At 29.0% G+C, this 23,757-nt stretch carries 27 protein-coding genes and 1 tRNA gene; 9 read left to right on the top strand and 19 right to left on the bottom strand.

The annotated features are described in order from the left end of the window. Position 1: 1 nt before the first annotated feature. The 9 genes from crtI to ACTTA6_RS05230 are packed head-to-tail and all read right to left on the bottom strand — an operon-like array spanning position 2 to position 7,503. Positions 2-1,462 carry a phytoene desaturase family protein gene (gene crtI / locus ACTTA6_RS05270; RefSeq protein ID WP_440613786.1) on the bottom strand — a complete coding sequence of 487 codons (1,461 nt, stop codon included), beginning with the start codon at positions 1,460-1,462 and terminating at the stop codon, positions 2-4. A gap of 39 nt (positions 1,463-1,501) precedes the next feature. After that, positions 1,502-2,014, bottom strand: a complete 513-nt coding sequence (locus tag ACTTA6_RS05265; RefSeq protein WP_428080956.1) for a F0F1 ATP synthase subunit B family protein — start codon at positions 2,012-2,014, stop codon at positions 1,502-1,504. After that, positions 1,989-2,579: a F0F1 ATP synthase subunit B family protein gene (locus ACTTA6_RS05260; RefSeq protein WP_440613787.1), complete on the bottom strand. Its 591-nt coding sequence runs from the start codon at positions 2,577-2,579 to the stop codon at positions 1,989-1,991. The genes ACTTA6_RS05265 and ACTTA6_RS05260 overlap by 26 nt, the downstream gene beginning before the upstream one ends. Before the next feature lie 4 nt (positions 2,580-2,583). Next, on the bottom strand, positions 2,584-2,811 hold the full coding sequence (locus tag ACTTA6_RS05255) for a F0F1 ATP synthase subunit C (protein ID WP_006997791.1): 228 nt from the start codon (positions 2,809-2,811) through the stop codon (positions 2,584-2,586). Between the two features lie 17 nt (positions 2,812-2,828). Then, a complete protein-coding gene (locus ACTTA6_RS05250; RefSeq protein ID WP_075506408.1) occupies positions 2,829-3,563 on the bottom strand; it encodes a F0F1 ATP synthase subunit A in 735 nt (244 codons plus the stop codon). A gap of 9 nt (positions 3,564-3,572) precedes the next feature. Further along, positions 3,573-3,848: an AtpZ/AtpI family protein gene (locus ACTTA6_RS05245; RefSeq protein ID WP_075506407.1), complete on the bottom strand. Its 276-nt coding sequence runs from the start codon at positions 3,846-3,848 to the stop codon at positions 3,573-3,575. A 9-nt stretch (positions 3,849-3,857) separates the two neighbouring features. Beyond that, complete coding sequence (locus ACTTA6_RS05240; protein WP_440613788.1) at positions 3,858-6,431, bottom strand: chromosome segregation SMC family protein; 2,574 nt, start codon at positions 6,429-6,431, stop codon at positions 3,858-3,860. Between the two features lie 8 nt (positions 6,432-6,439). Next, a complete protein-coding gene (locus ACTTA6_RS05235) occupies positions 6,440-7,018 on the bottom strand; it encodes a DsbA family protein (RefSeq protein WP_262589778.1) in 579 nt (192 codons plus the stop codon). Further along, positions 7,015-7,503, bottom strand: coding sequence for a DUF721 domain-containing protein (locus ACTTA6_RS05230; protein WP_440613789.1), 489 nt, complete (start codon positions 7,501-7,503; stop codon positions 7,015-7,017). Before ACTTA6_RS05230 ends, ACTTA6_RS05235 begins: the two co-directional genes overlap by 4 nt. Between ACTTA6_RS05230 and ACTTA6_RS05225 the strand changes: the two genes are divergently transcribed. Together ACTTA6_RS05225 and ACTTA6_RS05220 are read left to right on the top strand one after the other, a co-directional pair. Then, positions 7,504-8,490, top strand: coding sequence for an A/G-specific adenine glycosylase (locus tag ACTTA6_RS05225; protein ID WP_440613790.1), 987 nt, complete (start codon positions 7,504-7,506; stop codon positions 8,488-8,490). After that, positions 8,487-9,632, top strand: coding sequence for a salicylate 1-monooxygenase (locus tag ACTTA6_RS05220; protein WP_440613791.1), 1,146 nt, complete (start codon positions 8,487-8,489; stop codon positions 9,630-9,632). Before ACTTA6_RS05225 ends, ACTTA6_RS05220 begins: the two co-directional genes overlap by 4 nt. Here the strand turns inward: ACTTA6_RS05220 and ACTTA6_RS05215 are convergent. From ACTTA6_RS05215 to ACTTA6_RS05205, 3 genes are all read right to left on the bottom strand, one after another. Continuing rightward, complete coding sequence (locus ACTTA6_RS05215) at positions 9,629-10,699, bottom strand: site-specific DNA-methyltransferase (RefSeq protein ID WP_075506402.1); 1,071 nt, start codon at positions 10,697-10,699, stop codon at positions 9,629-9,631. The two genes, ACTTA6_RS05220 and ACTTA6_RS05215, sit on opposite strands and share 4 nt — an antisense overlap. 104 nt (positions 10,700-10,803) lie before the next feature. Then, positions 10,804-11,364, bottom strand: a complete 561-nt coding sequence (locus ACTTA6_RS05210) for a ribonuclease HII (RefSeq protein WP_440613792.1) — start codon at positions 11,362-11,364, stop codon at positions 10,804-10,806. Continuing rightward, positions 11,364-12,080, bottom strand: a complete 717-nt coding sequence (locus ACTTA6_RS05205; protein ID WP_440613793.1) for a uracil-DNA glycosylase — start codon at positions 12,078-12,080, stop codon at positions 11,364-11,366. The genes ACTTA6_RS05210 and ACTTA6_RS05205 overlap by 1 nt, the downstream gene beginning before the upstream one ends. Before the next feature lie 14 nt (positions 12,081-12,094). Between ACTTA6_RS05205 and ACTTA6_RS05200 the strand changes: the two genes are divergently transcribed. The 4 genes from ACTTA6_RS05200 to ACTTA6_RS05185 all read left to right on the top strand — a co-directional run bounded on the left by ACTTA6_RS05200 (position 12,095) and on the right by ACTTA6_RS05185 (position 16,010). Continuing rightward, a complete protein-coding gene (locus ACTTA6_RS05200) occupies positions 12,095-13,783 on the top strand; it encodes a tetratricopeptide repeat protein (RefSeq protein WP_440677706.1) in 1,689 nt (562 codons plus the stop codon). Beyond that, on the top strand, positions 13,780-14,622 hold the full coding sequence (locus tag ACTTA6_RS05195; RefSeq protein WP_075506398.1) for a 4-(cytidine 5'-diphospho)-2-C-methyl-D-erythritol kinase: 843 nt from the start codon (positions 13,780-13,782) through the stop codon (positions 14,620-14,622). Before ACTTA6_RS05200 ends, ACTTA6_RS05195 begins: the two co-directional genes overlap by 4 nt. A 34-nt stretch (positions 14,623-14,656) precedes the next feature. Next, positions 14,657-14,730: transfer RNA gene (locus ACTTA6_RS05190), tRNA-Gln, on the top strand. 5 nt (positions 14,731-14,735) lie between these two features. Beyond that, on the top strand, positions 14,736-16,010 hold the full coding sequence (locus ACTTA6_RS05185; RefSeq protein WP_440613795.1) for a CCA tRNA nucleotidyltransferase: 1,275 nt from the start codon (positions 14,736-14,738) through the stop codon (positions 16,008-16,010). On the opposite strand, the gene greA is transcribed toward ACTTA6_RS05185, so the two are convergent. Genes greA through ACTTA6_RS05170 form a run of 3 tightly spaced genes read right to left on the bottom strand, consistent with a single transcriptional unit; the run spans position 16,007 to position 17,775 of the window. Beyond that, positions 16,007-16,483 carry a transcription elongation factor GreA gene (greA, locus tag ACTTA6_RS05180; protein ID WP_440613796.1) on the bottom strand — a complete coding sequence of 159 codons (477 nt, stop codon included), beginning with the start codon at positions 16,481-16,483 and terminating at the stop codon, positions 16,007-16,009. The genes ACTTA6_RS05185 and greA overlap by 4 nt on opposite strands. 4 nt (positions 16,484-16,487) lie before the next feature. Continuing rightward, complete coding sequence (gene hemF, locus ACTTA6_RS05175; protein ID WP_440613797.1) at positions 16,488-17,315, bottom strand: oxygen-dependent coproporphyrinogen oxidase; 828 nt, start codon at positions 17,313-17,315, stop codon at positions 16,488-16,490. A gap of 1 nt (position 17,316) precedes the next feature. Further along, positions 17,317-17,775 (bottom strand): tRNA (cytidine(34)-2'-O)-methyltransferase, encoded by a 459-nt coding sequence (locus ACTTA6_RS05170; protein ID WP_075506394.1) that lies wholly within the window; start codon positions 17,773-17,775, stop codon positions 17,317-17,319. Positions 17,776-17,866: 91 nt separating this feature from the next. Between ACTTA6_RS05170 and petA the strand changes: the two genes are divergently transcribed. The 3 genes from petA to ACTTA6_RS05155 are packed head-to-tail and all read left to right on the top strand — an operon-like array spanning position 17,867 to position 20,432. Next, positions 17,867-18,379 (top strand): ubiquinol-cytochrome c reductase iron-sulfur subunit, encoded by a 513-nt coding sequence (petA, locus tag ACTTA6_RS05165; protein ID WP_075506393.1) that lies wholly within the window; start codon positions 17,867-17,869, stop codon positions 18,377-18,379. Positions 18,380-18,389: 10 nt separating this feature from the next. Continuing rightward, on the top strand, positions 18,390-19,652 hold the full coding sequence (locus tag ACTTA6_RS05160; protein WP_440613798.1) for a cytochrome b: 1,263 nt from the start codon (positions 18,390-18,392) through the stop codon (positions 19,650-19,652). A 21-nt stretch (positions 19,653-19,673) separates the two neighbouring features. Further along, positions 19,674-20,432, top strand: coding sequence for a cytochrome c1 (locus tag ACTTA6_RS05155; protein ID WP_440613915.1), 759 nt, complete (start codon positions 19,674-19,676; stop codon positions 20,430-20,432). Here the strand turns inward: ACTTA6_RS05155 and ychF are convergent. Genes ychF through ACTTA6_RS05135 form a run of 4 tightly spaced genes read right to left on the bottom strand, consistent with a single transcriptional unit; the run spans position 20,409 to position 23,750 of the window. Then, on the bottom strand, positions 20,409-21,482 hold the full coding sequence (gene ychF / locus ACTTA6_RS05150) for a redox-regulated ATPase YchF (RefSeq protein WP_440613799.1): 1,074 nt from the start codon (positions 21,480-21,482) through the stop codon (positions 20,409-20,411). The genes ACTTA6_RS05155 and ychF overlap by 24 nt on opposite strands. Then, entirely contained in the window at positions 21,482-22,042 is a 561-nt protein-coding gene (gene pth / locus ACTTA6_RS05145; RefSeq protein ID WP_075506389.1) for an aminoacyl-tRNA hydrolase, read from the bottom strand. Before pth ends, ychF begins: the two co-directional genes overlap by 1 nt. Positions 22,043-22,082: 40 nt before the next feature. Continuing rightward, positions 22,083-22,772, bottom strand: a complete 690-nt coding sequence (locus ACTTA6_RS05140; RefSeq protein ID WP_440613800.1) for a 50S ribosomal protein L25/general stress protein Ctc — start codon at positions 22,770-22,772, stop codon at positions 22,083-22,085. Positions 22,773-22,817: 45 nt separating this feature from the next. Beyond that, positions 22,818-23,750: a ribose-phosphate pyrophosphokinase gene (locus ACTTA6_RS05135; RefSeq protein WP_440613801.1), complete on the bottom strand. Its 933-nt coding sequence runs from the start codon at positions 23,748-23,750 to the stop codon at positions 22,818-22,820. Positions 23,751-23,757 lie beyond the last annotated feature (7 nt).

Below are 23,757 nucleotides of genomic sequence, written 5' to 3'. Positions count from 1 at the left end.
TCTAGATCAATTTATCTAATACTTTTGCTGATGAAAGTACTCCTGGTACTCCCGCACCTGGGTGAGTTCCAGCACCAACAAAATATAAACCATCATAAATCTCTGATTTATTATGAAATCTAAAATAAGCTGATTGAGTGAATTTAGGCTGAATTGAAAAACCTGATCCATATTTTGTATTTAGTTCTTTCTCAAAATAATCAGGTGTAAGATAAAAGTCTGATACGATATTATCTCTAAGATTTGGCATTAAATCATTTTCCATTTTATCAATCACAAGATTTTTCATTTTTTCACCTTCTATTTGCCAATTTATATTTGATTGATTATTTGGAACTGGCACCAATACATAAAAACAATCACTACCATCAGGAGCCATGCTCTTATCTGTTGCAGAAGGTCTATGTAGATAATAGCTAATATCGTTATTTAATTTTTTATAATCAAAAATATCATCCAGATGCTCTTTATATTTGTTTCCAAATTTAATTGTATGATGCTCAACGTTTTCATAGACTTTTTTGGTTCCGAAATAATAAACAAATAAACCCATTGAGTAATCCATCCTCTTTTGTTTCCAATCAAACAGCATTGAATTTTTTAAGTTTTTACTAGTCATCTTTTCATAAAAAGCAGGAGGGTCGGCATTACAAATAACATTATCAGCTTCGATAATCTCTTCATTGTCAACTACAACACCAGTAATTTTATTATTTTTCGTAATAATTTCTTTTACCTCAGTATTTTTTACTATTTCGATTTCTATTTCCTCCATTAACTTTTCAAATCCTTTAATTATATTTCCCGTACCACCCATTGAATAATGAATGCCCCATTTTTTTTCTAAATAAAGAATTAGCCCATAAATTGAGGTAGTTGTGAACGGATTACCACCAACCAAAAGTGGATGCATACTAAGCATCCTTCTTAATTTTTCATTTTTTACATAAGACGATACTAATGAATAAACTGATTTATAACTCTTAAGTTTTAATAATGCTGGCAGCTGTTTCATCATAAAAAAGGGTCTATCAAATGGAACATCTGCAAGTTCTAAAAATCCTTTCTCAAAAATTTTTTTGGTAAAATTTACTAAATCTTCATACCCCTTAACATCTTCTTGATTTAAATTTTCGATTTGTTTTTTCATTTCTATTTCATCACCTGAGTAATTAAATTTAGTTTGGTCCTCAAAAACAAATTGATACCAAATTTTAAGTGGGGTTAGTTTTATGTAGTCCTCAGGATTTTTATCAAACAAACTGAATAGTTCGTTAATTAAATATGGAGCTGTTATTACTGTTGGCCCAGCATCAAAGGTAAAACCATCTTTTTTGAAAACTCTAGCTCTTCCACCTAGATCTGAATGTTTTTCTATTAATTTTACTTTATGTCCTTTGGCTCTTAGTCTTATTGCTGCAGCAATACCACCAAATCCAGAACCAATAACTATACAATTCATTGCTGTAATTTATAGTTTTTTCAGGAAATTGTAACCGTATTATGAGTTTATTTTTTTTAGTTGTTCTTTGGTTTCTTCTAAATTTTTTTGAAATACAGCATCCAGTTTAGATTTATCAACTGATGTGGTTATGATTTTTTTTACTGAGTCTACCGCTATTTTGATTGAAGCATCTTTTATTTCTTTCAATGCAGCCTCTTTCATTTGGCTAATTTTATTTTCAGCCAAACTTTTTTTAATTTCTGATGATTTATGAAATTTATCGTTTAAATCTATTATTAATTTATCCGACTCTTTTTTTGCATTTTCCAAAATTTCATTACTTACTGAAGTAGCGGTATCTAATTTTTTTTGAGCATTATCGAGTAAAGTTTTTGCTTCTGTTCTCAATTTTTCACTTTCATCTATCTCATTTTTGATATCAGAAATCATACCATCAAGCATTTGAGAAACTTTTTGTGGAATTTTAAAGTAAACTAAAACCCCGATGAAGATTACAAATGAAATAGCTACCCAGAAAGTTGCATCAATTGCCATAGTATTTATCTCCATTTCTTCTAGATAGATCGTCAACAATTGCTGAAATACTGCTATTATTTACTTCAGCACCAATAAGTTTCTGAAGTAACTCAGATGACGTTTCTATAGCAATTTTATTTATTTTGTCAGGCGCATTATCTCTTAAAGCTTGGATTTCTTTTTCCGCTTTAGCTATTTCGTCATCTATTTGTTTATCAAGAACGTCTCTTTTAGCGTTTATATCTTTGACTGCTTTTTCTCTAGCTTGATTAAACATAGCATTAGCTTCAGTTTTGCTTTTTAAAATTATTTGATCATATTCTTTAAGCTTGGCCTCACTATCTTCCCTTTGTTTTTCAGCTGCCTCAATATTTTCTAGAATTTGAGATTTTCTAGACTCTAAGTTGTTACTAATTTTTGGAAGAATTAATTTAGATAAAACCAAATACATTATCCCAAAAGTAAGCACCAACCAGAAAATCTGAGAAACCCAAAACTCTGGATTTAATTGAGGCATACCTCCACTTTCAGCGGCAAAAGCTTCTTTAATAAAAAAGAAGCTTAAAAATATTAGATGAAGATATATTTTTTTGACCATTAACTTAAAACGCAAATAAAATAATCAATGCAACAACTAATCCAAATAATCCTGTTGCTTCAGCAAGTGCAAAACCTAAAAGTAGGTTAGGAAATTGTTTCTGAGCTGCTGATGGGTTTCTCATAGCACCTGATAAATAATTTCCAAAAATTATTCCAATACCAACACCGGCACCAGCTAAAGCTATTGCTGCTAAACCTGCTCCGATCATTTTTGCTGCTTCTAATTCCATTATATCCTCCTCTGTTATTAATGGTGTAAATTTAATGCATCATTTAAATAGATGCAGGTTAAAATTGCAAAAACATATGCTTGAAGAAAAGCAACTAATATCTCCAAACCAGTTAATGCAACCGAAAAACTTAGTGGAAGCCATCCACCAACTATTCCAAGACTAATTACAAAGCCTCCGAAAACTTTCATCATTGTATGACCAGCCATCATATTTGCAAATAATCTAACTGATAGACTTATTGGTCTACTTAAATAAGAAATAATTTCAATAACTACTATTAAAGGAAGTAATACCGCTGGTACTCCACTTGGTACAAACAATTTTAAATATCCAAAACCATGTTTAATAAATCCAATTACTGTTACGCCAATAAAGATGAATGCAGCAAGAACAAATGTAACGATAATATGACTAGTTACAGTGAATGTGTATGGTATCATTCCAAACATGTTGCAAAATAAAACAAACATGAACAATGAAAAAATAAATGCAAAATATGGTTTTGCTTTAGAACCAGCTGTATCACTAATCATTTTAGCAACAAAGGTGTAGCTAAGTTCCGCTAATAATTGAATTTTATTTGGTAAGATTGAATTTTTCTTAGATCCTAAATTAAAAATTAATAAAATAGAAACTGTACTTATAATCATAAACAAACTTGCGTTTGTAAAAGATATATCAAATGCTCCAACTTTTATTTCAGGTCCAATTCTATAAACATCGAATTGGGACATCGGGTTTGCTGCCATAGTACTAACTTATTTTTGCATCTTTTTTGCTGATCTAATCACGTTTGTTATTCCAGCGATCACCCCAACAAAAAAAAATATTAATATAAACCAGGGTTTAGTACCAAAGGTCTTGTCAAAAATAAACCCAATAATTGTCCCGACGGCCACTGCAGAAACAAGTTCTGTGCTCAATTTGAATGCAGTTCCAATAGGCGAGGGATTATCCTTCTTGTTATAAAGATTTTTCTTAGAAATCTTGCTTTTTGCAATCTCTAAGCGAGTTTTAAAAGGGTCTTTTGCCATTTATTTTGGTTAAGCAACCATACTTTCTGCTTTTTGAAGGTCTACAGCTACCAGTTGGCTTATCCCTTTTTGAGGCATAGTTACCCCATATAGCCTGTTCATTTTAGACATTGTTAAGGCGTGGTGAGTAACAATTATAAATTTAGTGTTAGTAATTTTAATTAACTCCTCTAGCAAGCTACAAAATCTTGTAACGTTAGCATCATCAAGGGGAGCATCCACCTCATCTAAAACACAAATTGGAGAAGGGTTAGTTAAAAATACTGCAAATATCAAAGATAGGGCAGTAAGTGCTTGTTCACCACCAGATAATAAAGTTATAGATTGAAGCCTTTTTCCTGGTGGACTGACCAACATTTCTAAACCAGCTTCTAATGGATCATCAGAGTCTACTAATTCAAGCTTGGCATTTCCTCCATTAAAAAGTTTTGTATAAACCTCATTAAATTTTCTGTTAACTTTTTCAAATGCCTCCACAAGTCTTTCCCTTCCTTTTTGATTTAGCTCATCAATACTGTCTTTTAGTTTAACAATTGCGGTAACTAGGTCGCTACGATCTTGTTCCATTTTTTTTATTTCTTCCTCATACTTACTAGTTTCCTCATCCGCCTTTAAATTTACAGAACCCAATTGATCTCTTTGTTGTTTTTTTTTATCTAATGCATCTTCTTGATCAACATGATTTGGAAGTTCTTCAACTCCAAATAAATTTGAATTTTCTAAAATATTTTCTTCTGTTAAATTTAATTCTGTATTAACCCTATCAAGCAAATCATTTTTTCTTTTTTGTAAACCTTCTATAGTTGCACCTGAGCTAGCTTTTCGCTCTCTAATTTGAATTGATTGCTCTTGTATTTCATTTAGTTGAGCTCTTAAAGTTTCAATTTTTTTATCAGTTTCTTCTATAATTTTTTCATTCTCTATTTTTTCTTCATCAGAAATTCTTAAATTTTCTGTAATTTGACCTTTTCTTTCTGCTTGTACTCTTGGCTGATTTTCTAAATCATTTAATTGTTTAGATAATTTATTTTTTCTTTCAGTTAATTCATTTACCATCTTTTCTGAATTAGATAAAAGATTTTTCCAGCTTTCTATTTCAGTCTCTATTGTTTTTATTCTTTCATTTCTTTTTACTGATTCATTCTTTATTGACTGATTTTTACTATAAGCATCAGCATATTTTTCTTGAAGTATTTTTATATTTTGAGATTTCTCATTTACACTTAATAGCTCTGTTCTTGATTTTTCATTTTTTAAATCATTAATAAAATTGTCTAATTCCATATTACATCTATCGAGTAATGTAACTGCTTGATTTATCTCATTACTATCAATTAATTCTTTTGCTCTAGTAATTGAATTTTTTACATTCTTTATAGGACCAATGCTTATTTTAATTGTATCGTCAGCTAAATTATTAACTACTTCGTCAACTTCTTTTTGCTCTCTTTCAAGTTCATTTTTTGCATTTTCTAGATCTTCGTTTGATAACTTTTCTGTTTCAAAATATTTTGAATCTACTTCAATTAAGTCTGACTTTTCTTCCTTTAATCTTTTTTCATTAGAATTAGCATCAATAATAATTCCATTTTCTCTAGTTATGTCTTCTTCTAGAGTATTTATTGATTTCTTAATTGTTTCAATTTCATCTTGAATTCTAGTATTTTCCTCATCTAGGTTCTGTAGTTCCAAATTAAGTCTCTGTATTCTTGACAAATTCTCAATATTTTTTTCTCTAAGTGGAGCAACTTTATCAGTTGAAGTTTTTATTAAGTTTTCAAGTTCAGATATCTGATTGTTGAAACTTTCAACTTCTCCTCCTGCCTCTGTATTAATTTCATTTTCTATTCTTATTTCCTTATCGATATCCAACAATCTTAGATAATATAGACCAGCCTCTATTTTTTTTATTTCCTCTGAAATTAATTTGTATTTTGTAGCTTCTTCCGCTTGTTTTTGAAGATTTGCCAATTGTTTTTCTTGTTGTCTTCGTAATTCATCAGCTCTTTTTAAATTATTTTCAGCCGCGCCAAGTCTAAGTTCAGCTTCATGTCTTCTTACATGTAAACCAGAAATTCCAGCTGCCTCCTCAAGTATTGCTCTTCTGTCTGTAGGTTTTGCTGTCACTAAAGCTCCAATTCTTCCTTGGCTAATCATAGAAGGGGAATGTGCGCCCGTTGAAAGATCTGCAAAAAACATTTGAGCATCTCTTGCTCTTACCTCTTTGTCATTAATATAAAATTTAGAACCCTTATCTTTTTCAATTTTTCGTCTAACTTGAATGTTTTCTAATTCACGATATTGGATGGGACCTTCTTTTTCTTTGTTCTCTACTTCTATAGAAACTTCTGCGATATTTTTTGATGCTTTATTTGATGTACCAGAAAAAATTACATCTTCCATTCCTGAACCTCTCATACTTTTTGCAGAGGTCTCTCCCATTACCCATCTTAAAGATTCTACTATGTTTGATTTTCCACAGCCGTTAGGACCAACAATTCCAGTAAGACCTTCTTCTATCAAGAAATTTGTTTTTTCAGCAAATGATTTAAATCCATTTAATTGGATTTTTTTAAACTCCATGCACTAACTTATATCATTTTTTCTAGTGCTTTTTTTAAATTTTTATAATTAAGTTTTTTTTCGAATTTTTTGTTATTTATTATTATCGTAGGAGTTGAGTTTACCTTGAAGTTTTTAGAACCATCTATTCGGTCATTTAACACAAAATCTTCAATATTTTTGTTATTCACACAAGATTCAAAATCGATGGAGAAACCTTCATTTTTTAAAAATATTTGAAGATTTTTATTTGCTTCTTCAATAGAGCTTCCCTTTACCCATTTTTGTTGGTTGGCGTATAAACTTTCCAAAATATCAGCATTACCATCATTTTTACATTGAGCAACTTTTGAAGCGTTGAAGGCGGCAATATCTAAAGGAAAATGTCTAAATTCTATTTTAGCAAGACCTGTGTCCAGATATTCTTTTTTAAGTTCTGGATAAACGTTTTTATGAAAATTAGCACAATGGCTGCAAGTTAGTGACTCAAACGCAATTATAGTTATTTTTGCGTCTTTATTTCCAACAATAATTCTTTTTATTTCTTCAGCGTTTAAATTTGAAAAGCTTCCTAAAACAATTATGGCAAGTAATATAATTTTTTTCATTTTTCTTTATAAACTTTTGTTAATTCTGTTAATGATTTTTTAATCTTTTCGTTTTTAACATCTTTGATTTTATCTCGATATTTACTAATTGCCACATTATTAGATTTAATTTCATTCAAACTGCTAGTTTTTTGTTCGTCATCAAAGCTAATAAATTTGAGCTTTTCAACAACATCGTAGCCAAAAAAATTATTCATTTTATCTAAAATGTTTTTTTTTGAATATTCTAAATCTACTTCATGGCCCCTTTTAACCATTACAACTAAAGTACTCACACCAAATCGATTTGAGTTTTTGAATGTTTTTGGGAAACAGACTTTAAACAATTCATTCCCGACTAAATATTTCCAATTACTGAGTGTTTCTGAATATATATGACCTTTTTTATTAATAATTTTTTTTAGATTTTTTGGCAAAGTGTCTTTGAAAGATCTTAATCCTTGAATGCTAGTATTTCTCTGCTTAGTATTATTTTTAAATTGCATATGAAAGATCTAATAATAACAAATAAAATTCTCAATTGGTACGATATAAATAAGAGATCTTTACCTTGGAGAAATAAGGTTTCACAAGAAAAGAAACAATACTTTACATTGGTTAGCGAGTTTATGTTGCAACAAACTCAGGTTGCTACTGTGATACCTTATTTTAATAGATTTATTAAAAATATTCCTAATATTGAAAAGTTATCAAAATATAATGATAGAAAATTAACCAAACTTTGGGAAGGTCTTGGATATTATTCAAGAGTAAGAAATTTAAAAAAAACTGCTCAAATAATTGTTAAAAAATTCAATAAAAAAATACCTAGAGATTTTTATGAATTAAAATCATTACCAGGTATTGGCGATTATACAGCGAGTGCAATTTCAGCAATCGCATTTAACAAACCAATAATTCCTTTGGATGGAAACATTGAAAGAGTATTAAAAAGATATCTGTATTTAACGAAACAAAGTCAAATTAAAAAAGAATTCTTACAAGATCAAAAAAAAATTTTTGGGACATCGACAAAAAGATCAAGTGATTATGCGCAAGCTTTGATGGAACTGGGTGCATTAATTTGTAAACCTACAAACCCTAATTGTAATAAATGTCCACTATCTAATAATTGCAAAGCATTTAAAAATAAAAATTTTGATTTAGTGAAATTAAAGAAAATTAACAAGGAAACATATTATAAATTGAATGTTTATAAAAAAAATAATCAATATTTATTAATCAAAAATAATAAATTTAATTTTTTAAAAAATTTAAATATTTTTCCAATGGATCAATTAAATAATCCTAAAAATTTTGATAAAGATTTAAATTTTAAAATATCTAATATGAATATGAATATTAAAATTGAATATAAAAAGAAGCATAACTTTGACAAAAATATTAATTGGATAAATCCTGCAAAGCTTGAAAATTATGTACTTCCAACATTTACCAAAAAGATAATAAAATTTTTAGAAAGTCAAAAATGAAAAAAATAGCAATTATTGGCGCAGGTATTTCCGGTCTGTTTATAGCTAACTTATTTAAAGGAAATAAAGATTATCAAGTCACAATTTATGAAAAAAAAACCTCATTAGAAATAGGGGAAGGTTATGGCATTCAATTATCTGTTAATAGCGTAAAGTTATTAAACAAATTAGGCTTCTCTTCCTTGTCAGACAAAGAGAAATTTAATCCAAAAAAAATTGACTTTTATCAAATTAAAAATTCAAAGAAAATTTGTGATTTAAATATTTCAGAATTTAATTCTGATGATTGTAAGTATACAACATTGAAAAGATCAAAATTACTTCAGTTCCTGATAAATCGACTGGATAAAAATACAATCCAGTTTAACTGCAGTTTAGACAACATAGAATACAGTAATGATTTAATAAATTTAACTTTTGATAAAGAAAAAATAACTTGTGATCATTTAGTTATTTCAGATGGTGTATTTTCAAAAGGAAAGTCATTAATTTCAAATAACAATTCAGAACCAATTTACAATAACACTATAGCTGTTAGAGCAAGTATATCCAAAGAAAGTCTTGATAATATAAACGAGGAGAATGTTTCTTTATTTTTAGGATCAGATTTTCATTATGTATTATATCCACTTAATAATGATAAAAATTTTAATTTTATTGGGATATTGAAGAATAAGTTAAATTCTGATCAGCAAAAAAACCACAATCTTTGTAATGAAAGTACATTTATTGAGAGCATTAAAGAAAAATTATCCGAAAAAATTTCATCAAAAGTATTTCAGAGCCTTGAAGATATAAAATTGTTTCCAGTGTTTGTAAGTAAAAATCCATTTATTCCTCCAAAAAATATTTATTTAGTTGGAGATGCTTTTTTTGCATTCTCTCCTTCTTTTGCTCAGGGAGCCTCACAATCAATAGAAGGAGCTAATCAATTACATGAAGTTATAATTAACCAAAAAAATGATTTTTATAATTCTAGATTAGAGAGAGTAAAAATGATTAATAGAAGATCTGATTTTAATCAATTTGCTTTTCATTTATCAAATCCGATTATGATCTTTTTTAGAAATATTTTTTTAAAGCTTTTGACAAAAAATAAAAAATTTCTGCAAAGTTATTTAGGTAAAATTTATAAAGATTAATTTTTAGAAATTAATCTTTGTCTCAAGTAATCGATTGGGTAGGTTCGTCCATTAATATCACAATGCCAAAATGTCCAACCATTACAGCTTTCAGCTCCCAAAATAGTAGCTGCAACTTTATGAATAGAACCTTCCGCTTGGTTGTGTTTGATGCTACCATCAGCCATTATTCTTGCTGTTATTTTTTTCTTGTTATCAAAAATATTTGTTCCAGGCTTAATTATTCCAAGCTCTACCAACGATCCAAATGGAATTCTTGGTTTTGATCTGTTATTTTTAAGTGTATCTAATAAATCATCTTCAATTGGTTTGGTAGCCTTTAAACGTTCCTCAGCAGCTTTAAAATAATTCTTTTCTTTTTCTATACCAAAATAATTTCTCCCTAGTTTTTTTGCAACTGCAGCAGAAGTTCCAGAACCTAAAAAAGGATCAAGAACTAGATCATTTTTATTTGATGTAGCTAGTAAAATTCTATGTAAAAGTGATTCTGGTTTTTGAGTAGAGTGAATTTTTTTTCCATTTTTTTTAAGTCGTTCAGAACCACTACAAATAGGAAGACTCCAATTAGATCTCATCTGGAGATCATCATTTAAACATTTCAAAGACTGATAATTGAATGTGTATTTTGATTTTTCACTCTTCGAAGCCCAAATTAAAGTCTCATGAGCATTTGTAAATCTTGTGCCTCTAAAGTTAGGCATTGGATTATTTTTATTCCAGATGACATCATTTAGTATCCAGAAACCTAAATTTTGTATTGCGGTTCCTACTCTAAAAATATTATGGTAACTACCTATAACCCAAATAGCTCCATCTTTTTTCAAAATCCTTTTGCATTCATTAAGCCATTCATATGTGAACTCATCGTATTTTTTAAAATTTTCAAATTGATCCCACTTGTCGTTTACAGCGCTGACTTTAGATCTATCTGGTCTAGTCAATTCACCTTTCAATTGTAAATTATATGGAGGGTCAGCAAAAATTAAATCAAAAGTTTCACGTGGAATTTTTTTTAATTCTTCGAGACTGTCTCCGTTAATTATTTTATTTTTAAAATCAGATTTCATTTGTAAAAATTAATTAGACTCCAAATGGATTCCTCGGTCAACCTGTGATTGAAAAAATCGGATTCGATTTGTGTATCGAATTTTAATGATAACTAGATGTAGTATTAAGTTAATCTAGATATAGGAGAGAAAGTTTTTCTATGATGTTTGGTTATGCCTAGTTTCTTTAATGCTTGTAAGTGTTGTTTGGTTCCATATCCAAAATTTTTATCCCAATGATAACCTTTGTTTTTTTTTGATAGAGTAGAAACTAATCTATCTCTTGATACCTTTGCTATTATAGAGGCTGCTGAAATTGAGGGAATTTTTTTATCACCCTTTATGATCGATTTTAATTTATAATTTTTTAATTTTGGAATTTTGTTTCCATCTATTAGAATAAGAGTTGGTTTTTTTGTTAATTTTAATATAGCTCTTTTCATAGCTAGTAAACTTGCATTTAGTATATTGAGTTTTTCAATTTCACTAACAGAAGCTTTGCCTAATGACCAAATTGAATTTTTTTTAATATAATTAAAAAGGTATTCTCTCTTTTTTTTACTCAACACTTTTGAGTCTTTTAAAATTTTTGGATCCACAGATTTTTTTAGAATGACAGCAGCAGCATAAACAGGACCTATTAAACTACCTCTGCCTACCTCATCAACACCAGCTATTAATTTCATTAGATTGTTAATTTTAACTCTTTAACTTTTTCTCTTATTTTTTTTAAATCTTCCCATGAATATTTTTTGTTATCCGGATATCTAATTAAATAAGAAGGGTTAAAAGTTATCATTAAAGGATAAGTATTTTTATTTAAAATTATTTCCTTCCATTTACCTCTTTCTGAAGATATTTTTTCATTAATCCCAGTAACAGCTTCCATAGCTGTACTACCCATTAAAATTATAATTTTGGGATCAATAATAGATATATGTTCTTTTAAAAAGTTTGAGTAACGTTTAATTTCTTGTGAAGTTGGTTTTCTATCCTCTGGTGGTCTAAAATTTATTGCATAACTTGTATAAATATTTTCTCTTTTAATATTTATTGCTATTAACATTTTGTCTAAAAGCTCTCCACTCTCTCCTTTAAAAGGGTTTCCAACTTTGTCTTCAATTTCACCTGGAGCTTCTCCTATTAACATTATAGGACTATCAATATTTCCTTCTCCAAGAACAATATTTTTGGAATTATTTCTTAGTTTGCAATTTTCAATTGAATTTAATTGTTTCTTTAGATTTTCTAATAAATCTTGTTTATTTCTTTGATTGATATCACTTTCTTTTTTGACCTCAGAAAACCTATTAATAGGTTTTTTATCAAATACAAAATTGGCTTCTATTGTATTTATTAATTCTTCGTTTATTTTGTCGTTTTGATTTATCAATTTTTTCACCTTACAAAGATTAAATGATATCTAAAATATTTAAAATCATATTATTATTAGTGTTATCCTATCAGACACCCGTTTATTCTAAAAGTACAAGTTTTAATGATTTCAACTCAAGAGATTTATCTAATTATTTTTCTGGTATTGTAGCTTATGAAAATAGAGATAATTCAGAAGCTTTAAAATATTTCAATTTAAGTAAAGTTTTACTAAATAGCCATGACAATTATTTAAAAAGATACGTTAATTCTCTTGTATTGGAAAACAAAGTAGCTCAAGCAATTAATGTTATAAAAAATAACTCAAAAAAAAGTAACTCTGATTTTTTTGATGCATATGTTTTATTAATAATTGATAGTTTGAAAAAAAATGATTTTGATAAAGCTGATATTTACTTAGATCAAAGTTTGAGATTTCAGGAAGAAAATAGAATTAATCTAGTAATTTTTGAGACTTTAAAGCAGTACATTTACACTTTTAAAAATAAAAAACTTTTACCTAATAAGAAAAATTTTGGAAACTTATCATTAATAGCTGAGGCGTTTCAAAGATGTCATTATAATGATCAAAGAACCAGCTCTTTCTTTTTAAATTTAATTAATAATCAACAAGGTGATTATTCAAGATATATATTTTTTTATATAAATTATCTAATTCAGAATAAGGAGTTTGATCAGGCAAAGTCAGTAATTGATCAAATTGATTATATTGGCTCAACACTTTTGTTAACTCAAACCAAAAGCTGGATAGATAATAATAAGTTTAAAAGTTTTGAAAAAATTTTCTCATGTGGAAACCATAATGATATAATTAGTGAATTTTTATTCTTGATATCAAATCTTTATTCATCACAAGATAATTTTGAAAAATCAAACTTTTATTTAAATTTATCAATATACTTAAATCCTAAATTTGAATTTAATTTATCACTCGTTGCAGAAAATTTCTTTGCAGATGGTGAATACAACAAGGTAAAAAAAATAGTAAGAAAATTTAAAGAGACTGATGAGTTTTATTATTGGTTTAGAGTTAAAAAAGAAGCGCAAATAATAGTGAAAGAACAAAATTATGAAAAAGGCACAAGCCATATCGAGTCTAAATTTAAAAATATTGAAAAACCTAATCCAAAGATGATTTTTGATTTAGCGAATTTTTATAAAAACTCTAAAAATTATGAACTTGCAATCGATTATTATTCAAGATTAATCTTCTCACTAGAGGATACTTCTGTAATTAAATCGGATATTTTATATAGAAGAGGTGGGAGTTACGAAAGATTAGGTAATTATGAGAAGTCAGATGAAGATTTACTTCATGCATTAAGAATAAGACCTAATGATGCATACGTCCTAAATTATCTTGCTTATTCTTGGTTAGAACGTGATTACAAAATAGATGAAGCGATGGAAATGTTAAAAATAGCATATGATTTAAAAAGTAATGATCCCTATATTATTGACTCAATTGGTTGGGCATATTTCTTGATAGATGAATATGAGGAGGCAGAAAAATATTTAAAAAGAGCTGTAGAATTAATGCCTGATGACCCAATAGTAAATGATCATTATGGAGATATATTGTGGAAGCTAGATCAAAAAATTCAGGCAAGATATTTTTGGAATAGTGTGTTGAGCTTTGATGATACAGAAGATGATATGAGAGAAAATATAAACAAAAAATTGATTACTGGCTTAAAATCTATTCAATGAAATTAAATTTAAAGTCTCATGCTAAAATCAATTTAGCTCTCAATGTAACAGGAAAAAATAAATCATTACACAAAATTGAAAGCATCATTAGTTTCATTGATTTGTATGATGTTATTTCAATAAAAAAAATAAGAGATGAAAAACATAATATTTCTTTTCAAGGGAAATTTGCGAAAGGTATTGGAAAAAAAAATACTGTTCAAAAACTCTTTAAAATATTAGGTCGAGAAAAGTTATTACTAAATCAAAAATTTAGAGTTTCCATAACAAAGAATATTCCTCAAAAAGCAGGACTTGGTGGCGGTTCTATAAATGCTGCAAGTATTTTAAATTTTTTAAATAAAAAAAAGGTAATTAAAATTAGTGAAAAGAAAATTTTGGAGGTTTGCTCTGAAATAGGGTCTGATGTTATTTTAGGTATAAACCCGTCTAGCTCAGTTTTACTTTCAAACAATAAAATTAAAAAATTTTTTAATTGTCCGACTCTAAATATGCTTTTAATAAAGCCTAATTTTGGTTGTGCGACAAAAAAAATTTATTCTAACGTTAAAAATTTTACAAAACCAAAATTTAATAATCCAAAAAAAATTATGTTTGGTTATAAATTTTTAAAAAATCAAAGTAATACTTTAGAAGATGTTGCAATTTCAAAATACCCACAAATAAAAAAGATTAAGTTATTTTTAGAAAAGACTAATAATCCTGAGTTTGTAAGAATGACTGGGTCTGGATCTACAGTTATTGCATACTATAAATCAGTCAAAGACTGTAATTCAGCAAAAGTTCAATTTAAGAGGAAATTTAAAAATTGTTGGTTGTATGTATCAAAAACTATATAAATTTATTTTTTTTGTGTTATAGGATCTATAATATTGGGGCGTAGCCAAGCGGTAAGGCACGGGTTTTTGGTACCTGCATCCTAGGTTCGAATCCTAGCGCCCCAGCCATATATATGGATAAATTTTTAGATAAAATTTTTTTTAGGTCCAAAAATCTTAATTATATAAGTAAAAATATAAAAAACATATCCCAGAACACTCCTGCAAAAAAAATTTTTGAAGCAATTAACAATTATTCTGAAAATAGTGAATTAAGATTTGTTGGAGGGTGTATTAGAAAAATTATAAATCGAGAAGAAGTAGATGACATTGATTTAGCAACTAACATTACACCAGATGAAGTTTGTGATGCACTAAATAAACATCAAATTAAATTTTTTGAGACAGGTAAAGAACACGGCACGATAACTGCAGTAATAAATGAAAAAAACTATGAAATTACTTCACTTAGAAAAGACGTTGCTACAGACGGAAGACATGCAAAAGTTGAATTTACTTCTGATTGGAAAGAAGATTCAAAAAGAAGAGATTTTACAATTAATGCTATTTACTCTGATAGTTCAGGAAATTTATTTGATCCACAAAATGGTAAGCTAGATTTAAACAAAGGTGTTTTAAAATTTATTGGAGATCCAGAAAAAAGAATTCAAGAGGATTATTTAAGAATATTAAGATATTTCCGTTTTCATATTAATTACTCAACTGAAAATCATAAAACAGAGATAATTAAAATATTTAAAAAAAATATCAAAGGTATTTCGAACTTATCTGCTGAAAGATTATTAGATGAATTTAAAAAGACAGTTAAATCAAAAAATTTTCTCAAATTATTTGAAGATCAACAAAGTTTAGAAATATTAGAAATAGTATTTCCACAATTTAAAAATATTAATCATTTTAAGAAGCTGAATTCATTTAGTTCCAAAGTTATTAGCAACTTTGACTTTATTTTTGTAATTGCATTGCTGATTATCGATGAAACAGACAATACTGACTATTTTATTTATAAATTTAAAATCTCAAAAAAACATCAAAAGAGGCTTAAATTAATTCATTATTTTTTCAAAGAAAAGGTGAGTATTAAAAGTTTTACAGAAAAAAACTTTAATAAAATATTTTACTATAATGGTAGACAAACTGTAATTGATATAATTAATTTTAAATTGTTCTATTCAAGTAAGGTGGAGAATAAATTATTAAAACTACTTAAAATTTACGAAAATAAAACATTGCCTGAATTAAAAATTGGAGCAAATATTTTAATGTCTAAGTATAAAATTCCTGAGGGTAAAATTTTAGGTAATAAGTTAAAACTTATAGAAGAAACCTGGGTTCAAAATGGATTTCAAATTTCAGATAAACAGGTTGAAAAAATTGCAAAGAGTTAAATATATTTAACGTCTTTAATTTCAAAATTCTTTATCCCAGAAGGGGTACTTATTTCTACAAGATCACTTTTATTTTTACCTATTAATCCTTTTCCAATTGGGGACTGAAAGAAAATTAATTTTTGTTTTAAGTCAGCTTCATCTTTTCCAACAATTTTATAATTTATTTTTTCTCCACTATCTAAGTCTTCTAGATATACAGTTGATCCAAAAATTACTTTACCCTCATTATTTAATTTAGTTACATCAATTATGTTAGCTCTGGCTATTATGTCGTTTATTTGAGTAATCCTACCTTCATTATGAGATTGTTCTTCCTTTGCAGCATGATATTCGGCATTTTCTTTTAGATCTCCATGCGATCTTGCTTCAGCAATTGCGGCAACGATCTCAGGTCTTTTCTTTTCTTTTAAAAAAATAAGTTCTTCCTCTAATTTTTTTAAACCATTTAAGGTAATAGGTTCTTTTTCCATTTTTTTATTTCCACTTAGCTAAAGGAGGTAACGACATTAAAATTCCTTCTACATTACCACCAGTTTGTAATCCAAATTTAGTTCCTCTGTCATACAGTAAATTAAATTCTGTGTAACGACCTCTTTTAATATACTGCTTCTCTTTTTCTTTTAAAGACCATTTTTTTTTAATTTTTTTTCTAATAATTTCATTAAAGATCATTTGAAAAGTAATACCAACATCTCTTACAAATTTAAAATCTTTTTCGAAATTATCATCTTTATAATCAAAAAAAATTCCCCCAATTCCTCTAGCTTCTTTTCTGTGGGGTAAATAAAAATATTCATCACACCATTTTTTATATTTTTTATAATAATTTTTATTATGTTGATCACACATTGACTTTAAAGTTTTATGAAATTTATTTTTTTCATTATCATCTTTGATGGCCGGGGTTACATCCATTCCCCCTCCAAACCAATTTTTTTGAGTGCTGATATATCTTGTATTAAAATGCATAGCTGGAATGTGTGGATTTTGCATATGCATAACTATTGAAATTCCTGAAGCCCAAAATCTAGGATCTTTCTCAGCTCCTGGTATATTTTTTTGAAATTTTTTAGGAAATTTTCCATATACCTTTGAGAAATTTACTCCTACTTTTTCAAAAATTTTCCCATTTTTTAAAATTCTATATTCACCACCTCCTTCATCTTTTTTAGAGTTTCTTTTCCAAGAAGTTGATACAAATTTTATTTTGTTATTTTCTAATTCAAGTATGTCATTACAAATTGCATTTTGTAATAATTTGAACCAATTGCTAGCTAGGTCTTTTTTAATTGAATTGTCCATATTACATTAAATTATTTTGCCTTAAACTTTCAGCCAAAACTATTGCAACTGAGGATGCTATATTTAGAGATCTCGCATTTTCATTCATTGGAATTTTTAGACGATCACCAATCAGCTTATGAACCTTCTCTGGAACACCAGCGCTCTCTCTTCCAAATAATATTGTATCATCAGCTTTAAAATTAAATTTAGTATAATTTATAGAACCCTTTGTTGTCATTAAAACAATTCTTTGATTCTTTTTTTCTTCAAAAAAATGTTCTGCACTTTGGTAGAATTTAATTTTACTATAGTCCATGTAGTCCATGACAACTCTTTTAAACCTTTTGTCAGATAATAAAAATCCACAAGGCTCAATAATTTCTAATTCCGCCCCTAAACAGGCACACGTTCGTATAATTGCAGCTGTATTCTGTGGAATATCTGGCTCGTATAGTGAAATTTTAGGTCTAGGTTTCATCCGTAATGTGTCATTCTTTCAGTAGAAAAATTACTGTTATCTTATAAGAAATCGTATATTAAATTAATTTTTTAACAAAAAACTATTTAAAATGTCAGATAAAAAGCCAAAAAAAAGAAGAGATTTTTTATTTACAGCGACCACAGCTGTAGGTGCAGTTGGAGCTGCAGCAGTAGTGTGGCCCATGGTAGATCAAATGAACCCAGATGCTTCAGTTAAAGCATTAGCAAGTACCGAGGTAGATGTAAGTTCAGTCAAACCTGGAAACACAATTACAGTTCTATGGAGAGGAAAACCGGTTTTCATCAGAAGAAGAACACAAGAAGAGATCGACGAAGCAAGATCTGTTAAAATGGAAGAATTAATTCATCCAGAAAAAGATGAGGATAGAGCAAAAAATCCTGAATGGTTAGTCATGCTTGGAGTTTGTACTCATTTAGGATGTGTGCCTTTGAATGACAAAGGTGATTATAATGGATGGTTTTGTCCTTGTCACGGTTCTCACTATGATACGTCTGGAAGAATTAGAAAAGGACCAGCTCCTTGGAATATGGAAGTTCCAAAATATGAATTCGTAAACGCAAACACAATTAAAATAGGATAGTACAGTTGTTATGAGTGATCACGATTATCAACCTAAATCAAAAGTTGGTCAATGGTTTAATGATAGATTACCGTTACTAACTCTTGCAAATCATTTAACAGATTATCCTACTCCAAAAAATTTAAATTACTGGTGGACATTTGGAGGAATTTTAACTTTTTGCTTAATCACACAAATTATAACAGGATTAACTTTGGCAATGCATTACATTGCTCATGCTGACATGGCATTCGAAAGTGTTGAGCATATAATGAGAGATGTTAACTACGGATGGTTAATTAGATACATACATGCAAATGGTGCATCGATGTTTTTTCTTGCTGTGTATATTCATATCTTTAGATCATTATTTTATGGTTCTTACAAAGCACCAAGAGAAATAATTTGGATTATTGGTATAGTAATTTACTTGTTAATGATGGCAGCTGCATTCATGGGCTATGTCTTACCTTGGGGACAAATGAGTTTCTGGGGAGCAACTGTTATTACAAATTTATTTAGTGCAATCCCGTTAGTAGGTGAGGGAATTGTAACATGGTTATGGGGTGGATACTCAGTTGATAATCCAACTTTAACAAGATTTTTTACTCTACATTATTTAATCCCATTCTTAATAGCAGGACTTGTAATTTTACATATATGGGCTCTGCATGTACCTGGAAATAATAATCCAGTTGGTATTGATATCAAAAAACCATCTAAGGATACTGTCCCATTCCATCCATACATTGTTATTAAAGATGGTTTTGCATTATTAATGTTTATGATTGTTTTTGCATTTTTTGTTTTTTATACGCCTAATATTTTGGGTCACGCAGATAATTACATAGAGGCAAATCCTATGGTAACTCCAGCTCATATAGTTCCAGAATGGTATTTGTTACCTTTTTACGCAATACTAAGATCGGTACCGGATAAACTACTTGGAGTGATTGCAATGCTATCTGCTATTTTAATACTTGCAGCTTTACCTTGGTTAGATACTTCAAAAATTAGATCAGCAGTATTTAGACCTTTGTATAAACAGTTTTACTGGATTTTAGTAGCAGACGTTTTAATTCTTGGTTACATGGGAGCAATGCCTGCAGAAGGTCTTTATTTATTAATTGCAAGAGTAGCCACTGCCTATTATTTCTTACATTTCTTGGTTATTCTCCCTGTGCTTGGATTTAAAGAAAGAACATTACCTGTCCCACTAAGTATAACGGAACCGATTTTAGGTGGATCACCGAACTTAGCAGCTGCAAAACACAGAGAAAGTAAAATAAAATAAGTGAAAAAGTTATTTAAATTAATTTTAATACTTTCATTTTTTTCTCTAAATAGTGTTCAAACACTTGCTGCAGAAAAGGTAGATTATCTTAAAACAGATTGGAGTTTTAAAGGGCTTTTTGGAAAATTTGATAGAGCAGCTCTTCAAAGAGGATATCAAGTTTATACGGAAGTTTGTGCTTCTTGCCATTCAATGAAATATTTGAGCTATAGAAATTTATCAGAAGAGGGTGGACCAGAGTTTTCAGAGGCAGCTGCAAAAGCAATTGCTGCTTCTTTTGAGGTTACAGATGGACCTAACGCTGATGGCGAAATGTTTACTAGACCTGGAAAACTTTCAGATAAATTTGTGATGCCATATGATAATGTAAAAGCCGCACAAGCAGCTAATGGAGGAGCGTATCCACCAGACATGTCTGTTTTAGTTAAAGCTAGAGGTGGTGGAGTTGATTATATTTATTCTCTTCTTCAAGGTTATGAAGATCCACCAAGTGGAGTAACTTTGGATGATGGAGTTTATTACAACAAATATATGTATGGTAATAAGATTAGAATGGCAGCACCATTATCTGATGGAATAGTAGAGTACGGGGATGGCACTAGTGCATCAGTAGAACAGATGTCAAAAGATGTAACAACATTTTTAATGTGGGCTGCGGAGCCTCACTTAGAAGCAAGACACCAAATGGGATTTAAAGCTATAGTATATTTGATTATTTTAACTATTTTAGTTTACTTTAGTATGAAGAAAATTTGGTCACGTGTTGAATCTGAAGTTTAATACATCTCCATCTTTAACAATATAATCTTTTCCTTCTAATCTCATTTTCCCATTTGCTTTAGAATTTACCCATCCATCATTTGCTATAAAATCATCATAAGAAATAGTTTCAGCTCGAATAAACCCTTTTTCAAAATCAGTATGTATTTCACCTGCTGCCTTGGGAGCTGTACAATTTTTTTTAATTGTCCATGCTCTTGTTTCTTCAGGACCTGATGTAAAATAAGTATCTAGCTCTAGTATATTGTAACCTTTTTGAATTAACATATTTAATCCAGTTTCTTTTAAACCTATCATCTCCATATAATTTTTTTTCTCTTCAGCAGGTAGCTCATTAATTTGATTTTCAATATCAGCAGATACAATTAGTGTATTTTCATTACCAAATTTTTCTATGAAATCAGTTGTATATTTATTACCATTCTGAACGCTTTGTTCATCGACATTACAAACATATATTTTTGGCTTAATTGATAATAAACCGCTTTGATTTAATTGCTTCGTATCAAATTGTGTTTTTAGAACTGAAATATCTTTATCATTATTTATGCAATCTAGAGCAATTTCTAAAATTTTAAGTTGTTCATCATCTACATTTTTCTTGTTATTTTTTTCCAATCTTTTCTGAATACTTTCAAGATCTGCAAGCATCATTTCAGTTTCAATAATTTCCAAATCTCTCACTGGGTTTACATCAGGATTAACATTTTGGATATCATCTGAATCAAAACATCTAATCATATGAATTACAGCATCAACTTCTCTGATATGAGAAAGAAATTTATTTCCTAATCCTTCTCCTTTTGAAGCTCCTTTTACAAGACCAGCAATATCAACGAATGAAATTGTGGTATTAATTACCTTTTTAGAGTTAGAGACTTTTGATAATTTAGACAATCTTTCATCTGGTACGGGAACTACACCAACATTTGGATCAATTGTACAAAATGGAAAGTTAGCTGCTTGTGCTTTACTAGAATTTGTTAGTGCATTAAAAAGTGTAGACTTACCAACATTTGGTAAACCAACAATTCCACATTTAAAACTCATTATTTATTATTAACTGTACTTGAAAATAGATCTAATTTTTTTTCAATTAATATTGAAATTGACTCAGTAATATTATTTGTAATTTTTTCTAATCCAGCCATTTCATCTTCATCAAAGTTTTGAAGTACAAAATCACTTACTTCCATATTGTCTTTTGGTTTTCCAATACCAATTCTTACTCTAGAATAATCTTTACCAATAAATTTATCTATTGAAGCTATACCATTATGACCTGCACTAGATCCACCAAACTTAGCTTTTATTTTTCCAAATTCCACATCCAAATCATCATGAAAAACTATGACATCCTCGGCATCAATTTTAAAATATTCTATTAATTCTCTTATACATATTCCTGAATTATTCATGAAAGTTAAAGGTTTAATTGCATATATTTTTTTGTCTCCAACATTTCCTGTTGTAAGCAAACCTTTAAATTTTGGTTTCTGTTTTGATAGGCCAAATTTTTTATTTATCGAGTCTATAATTTTAAAACCTACATTATGTCTATTATTTTCACTATCGGGCGTTGGGTTACCTAGTCCTACAAATAAAAGCATAAAAATTTTTTAATGGAAAACAAACTTCAGTCTTAATAATTTATTTTTTTTCTTCAGCAGGCTTCTCTTCGCCTTCAGCAGCTGGTTTATCGCCTTCAGCTGGTGCAGCAGCCTCGGCACCCGCTTCAACCTCTGCAGCTTCAGCTTCAGCTGGTTTTTCTGGCTCTTTCATTACAGTTGGAGCCGCAAGTGTTGCAATAACGAAATCCCTACCTTGAATAGTTGGTACAACTTCAGGATCTAGATTAATTGACGAAATTTTAAAACTTACTCCAATATCAATACCATCTAAATCAATTAAAAGATTGTCAGGTATTTTTTCACTTGGACATTTTAATTCAACTTTTCTTCTTACAATATTTAATACCCCACCTTTTTTTAATCCAGGTGATTTTTCATGATTAATAAATTTAACTGGAACCTCAATTCTAATTTTTAGACCAGGCACAACTCTTAAAAAATCTACATGTATAGGTTCGTCTGACAAGATGTGATATTTTACTTCTCTTGGAAGTACATTTTGTGGTTTACCGTTCACATTTAATGTAAGAATTGTAGATAAAAAATTTGAGTCTTCTAACATCGACTTTAGCAGTTTCTTAGATATAGAAACTTTTTCGTTTTGAGCTTCACCGCCGTAAATTATAGCCGGAACTTCTCCATTATCTCTAAGTGAGTTAAGCTCGCCTTTTGTTTTAGTATCTCTGATGTTAGCTTCTATAGTATTCATAAAAACAAGGGTTTTTAGCTCAAGATCCTTAATAACACAAGGTAATTATTTAAATAAATCAGATACAGAAGTAGAATTTGATATTCTTTTAATTGCTTCACCCATTAGCCCTGAAATAGATAAAACTTCAATGTTTTTTGTACCTTTTATTTTGTCACTATTATCAATTGTGTCTGTAATTACTAAATTTTTGATAACAGAATTTTTAATTTTTTTGACCGCTTCACCACTAAGTACACCGTGAGTAATATAAACGTAAACTTCTTTTGCACCTCTATCTTTTAGAGCTTTAGCTGCATTTACAATTGTTCCACCCGAGTCGATGATATCGTCTACAATTATACATGTCTTACCTTTTACATCCCCAATCACATTCATAACCTGAGATTGTCCTGGCTTAGGTCTTCTTTTATCTACTATAGCTAGACCAACATTTAAAAGTTTTCCAAGAGATCTTGCTCGCTCAGTACCACCCACATCTGGAGCAACACAAATCATATTTTTACTTTTAATTTTTTTCTTAACGTGTCTTGCAAAAATAGGAGTAGCAAACAAGTTATCTACTGGAATATCAAAAAATCCTTGAATTTGTCCTGCGTGCAAATCCACTGTTACAACACGATCTGCTCCTGCTTTTGTAATCAGGTTAGATACTAGTTTTGCTGAAATGGAAGTTCTTGGGACAACTTTTCTATCTTGTCTTGCATAACCAAAATATGGAATTACAGCAGTTATATTTTTGGCAGATGATCTTTTTAAAGCATCTATGCATAATAAAAGCTCCATTAAGTTATCGTTAGCTGGTGAAGAAACAGATTGAATAATAAAAATACTATTTCCTCTTATGTTTTCATTAATCTCAACATAAATTTCACCATCAGAAAAATTTCTAATACTTGAATTGACTAATTTAGATTTTAAATATTTAGCAATATTCTTACTAAGAGGTTTATTGCTATTTGCTGATAATAATTTCATGAAAAAA

Origin of the sequence: Candidatus Pelagibacter sp. HIMB1636 (assembly GCF_052047675.1) — a bacterium.
In the GTDB taxonomy this organism is placed as follows: Bacteria; Pseudomonadota; Alphaproteobacteria; order Pelagibacterales; family Pelagibacteraceae; genus Pelagibacter.
The sequence above is the reverse complement of the archived record's forward strand: the minus strand, read 5'-3'. Positions and strand labels throughout refer to the sequence as shown.

Bases quoted from the DNA above. Each gene is read 5' to 3' on its own strand.
- crtI (WP_440613786.1), bottom strand. From the start codon at position 1,462: ATGAATTGTATAGTTATTGGTTCTGGATTTGGTGGTATTGCTGCAGCA.
- ACTTA6_RS05265 (WP_428080956.1), bottom strand. From the start codon at position 2,014: ATGGAGATAAATACTATGGCAATTGATGCAACTTTCTGGGTAGCTATT.
- ACTTA6_RS05260 (WP_440613787.1), bottom strand. From the start codon at position 2,579: ATGGTCAAAAAAATATATCTTCATCTAATATTTTTAAGCTTCTTTTTT.
- ACTTA6_RS05255 (WP_006997791.1), bottom strand. From the start codon at position 2,811: ATGGAATTAGAAGCAGCAAAAATGATCGGAGCAGGTTTAGCAGCAATA.
- ACTTA6_RS05250 (WP_075506408.1), bottom strand. From the start codon at position 3,563: ATGGCAGCAAACCCGATGTCCCAATTCGATGTTTATAGAATTGGACCT.
- ACTTA6_RS05245 (WP_075506407.1), bottom strand. From the start codon at position 3,848: ATGGCAAAAGACCCTTTTAAAACTCGCTTAGAGATTGCAAAAAGCAAG.
- ACTTA6_RS05240 (WP_440613788.1), bottom strand. From the start codon at position 6,431: ATGGAGTTTAAAAAAATCCAATTAAATGGATTTAAATCATTTGCTGAA.
- ACTTA6_RS05235 (WP_262589778.1), bottom strand. From the start codon at position 7,018: ATGAAAAAAATTATATTACTTGCCATAATTGTTTTAGGAAGCTTTTCA.
- ACTTA6_RS05230 (WP_440613789.1), bottom strand. From the start codon at position 7,503: ATGCAATTTAAAAATAATACTAAGCAGAGAAATACTAGCATTCAAGGA.
- ACTTA6_RS05225 (WP_440613790.1), top strand. From the start codon at position 7,504: ATGAAAGATCTAATAATAACAAATAAAATTCTCAATTGGTACGATATA.
- ACTTA6_RS05220 (WP_440613791.1), top strand. From the start codon at position 8,487: ATGAAAAAAATAGCAATTATTGGCGCAGGTATTTCCGGTCTGTTTATA.
- ACTTA6_RS05215 (WP_075506402.1), bottom strand. From the start codon at position 10,699: ATGAAATCTGATTTTAAAAATAAAATAATTAACGGAGACAGTCTCGAA.
- ACTTA6_RS05210 (WP_440613792.1), bottom strand. From the start codon at position 11,364: ATGAAATTAATAGCTGGTGTTGATGAGGTAGGCAGAGGTAGTTTAATA.
- ACTTA6_RS05200 (WP_440677706.1), top strand. From the start codon at position 12,095: ATGATATCTAAAATATTTAAAATCATATTATTATTAGTGTTATCCTAT.
- ACTTA6_RS05195 (WP_075506398.1), top strand. From the start codon at position 13,780: ATGAAATTAAATTTAAAGTCTCATGCTAAAATCAATTTAGCTCTCAAT.
- ACTTA6_RS05185 (WP_440613795.1), top strand. From the start codon at position 14,736: ATGGATAAATTTTTAGATAAAATTTTTTTTAGGTCCAAAAATCTTAAT.
- greA (WP_440613796.1), bottom strand. From the start codon at position 16,483: ATGGAAAAAGAACCTATTACCTTAAATGGTTTAAAAAAATTAGAGGAA.
- hemF (WP_440613797.1), bottom strand. From the start codon at position 17,315: ATGGACAATTCAATTAAAAAAGACCTAGCTAGCAATTGGTTCAAATTA.
- ACTTA6_RS05170 (WP_075506394.1), bottom strand. From the start codon at position 17,775: ATGAAACCTAGACCTAAAATTTCACTATACGAGCCAGATATTCCACAG.
- petA (WP_075506393.1), top strand. From the start codon at position 17,867: ATGTCAGATAAAAAGCCAAAAAAAAGAAGAGATTTTTTATTTACAGCG.
- ACTTA6_RS05160 (WP_440613798.1), top strand. From the start codon at position 18,390: ATGAGTGATCACGATTATCAACCTAAATCAAAAGTTGGTCAATGGTTT.
- ychF (WP_440613799.1), bottom strand. From the start codon at position 21,482: ATGAGTTTTAAATGTGGAATTGTTGGTTTACCAAATGTTGGTAAGTCT.
- pth (WP_075506389.1), bottom strand. From the start codon at position 22,042: ATGCTTTTATTTGTAGGACTAGGTAACCCAACGCCCGATAGTGAAAAT.
- ACTTA6_RS05140 (WP_440613800.1), bottom strand. From the start codon at position 22,772: ATGAATACTATAGAAGCTAACATCAGAGATACTAAAACAAAAGGCGAG.
- ACTTA6_RS05135 (WP_440613801.1), bottom strand. From the start codon at position 23,750: ATGAAATTATTATCAGCAAATAGCAATAAACCTCTTAGTAAGAATATT.